Below are 2,939 nucleotides of genomic sequence, written 5' to 3'. Positions count from 1 at the left end.
GTAAGCATTCGATAAACTCCCCCTTTCATTCTAAAAATGTGATATTACTTTTGTAATCAAAGTAAAAAAGCTCAATTGTTATGTCACATCAATGGACCATGGAAGATTTTGAATCTATTTATTCCCGTTTCAAGTCGAGCGGACTGTCAGTTATGGATTTTTGTTCGAATGAATGTATTCGTCCCAAACGTTTCTACGAGTGGCGTTCCAAGCTGTTGCGCAAAGGCGGCTTTATCCCGGTAAAGGTAAACAGTAAGGGCCAGGTCAGTCTTCCCCATAAGGAGAAATCCCTGCTGTCTGCCCCTCCGGTCAGCCCGTCGCCAATTCCCCAGCCGCTATGTGAGATCTCCTATCCCAATGGCGTCACAGTCCGCTTGAACAGCCCTTTGTCACCGGAGGTATTGCAAACCCTGATATTTTTGAATTCAAACCGTTAGCCTATGTTTTCTTTGAATGAATCCAACAGATATTATCTTTACCCGTATCCGACAGACATGCGTAAGAGTTTTTATACGCTTAGCGGCATCGTGACCAACCAGATGGGAAAGAATGTACGGGACGGTGACGCTTTCATTTTTATCAATGCGAATTGTACCTGTATGAAAATCCTCCATATGGAATATGGTGGTCTGGTGATATACCATATGAGGCTGGAACATGGGCACTTCCATCTGCCGGTCATAAATACGGAGGAAGGTCGGATTAAAGCGATTGAAACCTTCTGGAATGACCTTGTGATGATGGTTCAAGGAATGGACGGCAGCAAGGTCAGGCGTTATAAAAGGAGTGGTTTCCATGGGTTGTAGTTGTAACAAATTATAACATATACAATGCCGTATTCCGGCTGTTTTTTAGTATCTTAGCATCATATTTAAACGATTATGCCAACCGATAAGGAATTACTGATAAAGGATCTCATGCACAAATGCGACTGTCTGTATAGAGAAAACAGCCGGTTGAAGGAGATGGTGTCCACGCAGCCCCTTAAAGCTGCGGACAAAGAGGTGTATGAGGCTTTATTGTCTGACAAGGATGCCATAATCGCCCAAAAGGAAGCAAAAATCAACAGTCTGGAGCAACGTGTATCCTATCTTGAACGGCAGTTGTACGGTAAGAAGGCGGAAAAGTTCATAAAGCCTGACGCCCAGGACCGCTGGCTGGATTTTGAAGGCTTTGACATGCTTCCCCAGGAGGCTGAAGCCGCAGAAGAAGCAGAAAAGGAGTTGAAGGCTACCAGAGAAGCGATCATCGCCCGTAAAAAAGCGGGGAAGCAGCATCCTGCGAGAAAATCCCTTCCGGAGAATCTTGAGCGTGAGGTGGTCCATATATATCCCGAAGGGTATAATCCGGAAGAGTGGACGCTCCTTCCCGGAGAGGAAGTGACCGAGATCCTTATGCACGAGCCCGAGAAGTTCTATATCCGCAGGATAGTGCGCCATACAGCCAAACGGAAGGGTACAAACGAGTTCAAGACCGGCCCGCTTCCCGTCATGCCAATAGCAAAGAGCTATGCCTCTGCCTCATTGCTGGCAGACATGATGATAGGGAAATATGTGGATCACATACCGTTCCACAGGCAACTGGAACAGTTCAAACGTGTGGGGGTACATCTCCCCGCGTCAACGGTCAACGACTGGTTCAAGGATGTGGCGGATTTGCTAAGGCCCCTTTACTTCCGATTATGGGAGCTGGTGATGCAGACTGACTACATACAGTCGGATGAAACGACAATCCCCGTGATGAATGACGAGAGACACAAGACGGTCAAAGGTTATATCTGGCTTGTGCGCAGTGTCATGACCGGACGTCAGTTCTTTTACTATGACAAGGGTTCCCGAAGTGGAAAGGTGGTGCTGAAACTCTTCGGCAAGTTCCGGGGAGCCATACAGACGGACGGATACGAAAGGTACGAGATGCTGGACGCCAAGAAAGGTATTATCCTTCTTGGCTGTTGGGCCCATGCACGCAGACATTTTTGGGAGGCAAGAAAGAATGACATGCAGCGTGCCGACTATGCGCTCGCACAGATACAGTTGCTTTATGACGTGGAGCGTAAGGCTGACGATGAACGCCTGACTTACGAACAGAGGGCTGAACTTAGGGCACGTCTTGCATATCCCATACTTGTGCGCTTCGAGAAATGGCTGGTCAATGAATATCCCAAAGTAATGAAAGACAGTCCGATCGGAAAAGCCATAAAATATACATACGGAAGGTTCGACAAACTCTCCAGGTACCATCTGGACGGTCGTTACAGACCGGATAATAACGAGATAGAAAATAAAGTGCGGCCTGTCGCGTGCGGCAGACGTAATTACCTGTTCTGTGGCAATAATGATGCCGCTGAAGATGCGGCGGTGCTCTACTCGTTCTTCGGCTGCTGCAAGGCTGCCGGGGCTGACTTCCGCACGTGGCTGATCTACTTCCTTGAACATATACATGATTATGACGATGACTACTCGATGGATCTGGCCGAATTGTTACCTGACAATCTGTTATCCAAGGGCAAGATATTATCCGTTACGTCACCGGAATCTCCCAAGAAAGACTCCTGATACCTTCGTAAATCTCGCCTAAACACGGGAAAACTACCGTTTTATGCCAATCAAGACGGGAAAATAGGGAATAAAGTGCCGTTTTTATCTTCATTATCCCCGATAAATAGGGAAAATAAGGGAAAGAATACCCTTTTATACCAATTATGGCGGGAAAGTAGGGATAAAAATATCGCTTTATCACATTTGTCACAGGAAAATAAGGGGCAAAGGGGAAAAACTTCCTTTTATCCGCTCCATTAGTAGGGATAATATCAATTACTATAGAACCCGCACATCTTTGGGTTGAATTGATGTAACAATAAATCATAGAACGATAAAATGAATAAACGACATTATGAACATACGTTACCCAATATACGAGGGAGTTTATCGAATACTTAC

The 2,939-nt window shown here is 46.1% G+C and carries 3 protein-coding genes; all 3 read left to right on the top strand.

The features are described 5' to 3' along the window. Positions 1-98 precede the first annotated feature (98 nt). The 3 genes from tnpA to ACZMIG_RS14590 all read left to right on the top strand — a co-directional run bounded on the left by tnpA (position 99) and on the right by ACZMIG_RS14590 (position 2,555). A complete protein-coding gene (tnpA, locus tag ACZMIG_RS14600) occupies positions 99-437 on the top strand; it encodes an IS66 family insertion sequence element accessory protein TnpA (RefSeq protein WP_004312009.1) in 339 nt (112 codons plus the stop codon). A 3-nt stretch (positions 438-440) separates the two neighbouring features. Then, on the top strand, positions 441-806 hold the full coding sequence (gene tnpB / locus ACZMIG_RS14595; RefSeq protein WP_004312010.1) for an IS66 family insertion sequence element accessory protein TnpB: 366 nt from the start codon (positions 441-443) through the stop codon (positions 804-806). 75 nt (positions 807-881) lie between these two features. Continuing rightward, the gene (locus ACZMIG_RS14590) at positions 882-2,555 is read left to right on the top strand and encodes an IS66-like element ISBf10 family transposase (RefSeq protein WP_004312011.1); all 1,674 of its coding nucleotides are present in this window, start codon (positions 882-884) and stop codon (positions 2,553-2,555) included. The last annotated feature ends 384 nt before the right edge of the window (positions 2,556-2,939 follow it).

The sequence above is a fragment of the Xylanibacter sp. genome (assembly GCF_057607445.1).
This window is presented reverse-complemented; position numbering and strand designations above follow the sequence as displayed.

Coding starts and splice junctions, on each gene's coding strand:
- tnpA (WP_004312009.1), top strand. CDS start 99: ATGGAAGATTTTGAATCTATTTATTCCCGTTTCAAGTCGAGCGGACTG.
- tnpB (WP_004312010.1), top strand. CDS start 441: ATGTTTTCTTTGAATGAATCCAACAGATATTATCTTTACCCGTATCCG.
- ACZMIG_RS14590 (WP_004312011.1), top strand. CDS start 882: ATGCCAACCGATAAGGAATTACTGATAAAGGATCTCATGCACAAATGC.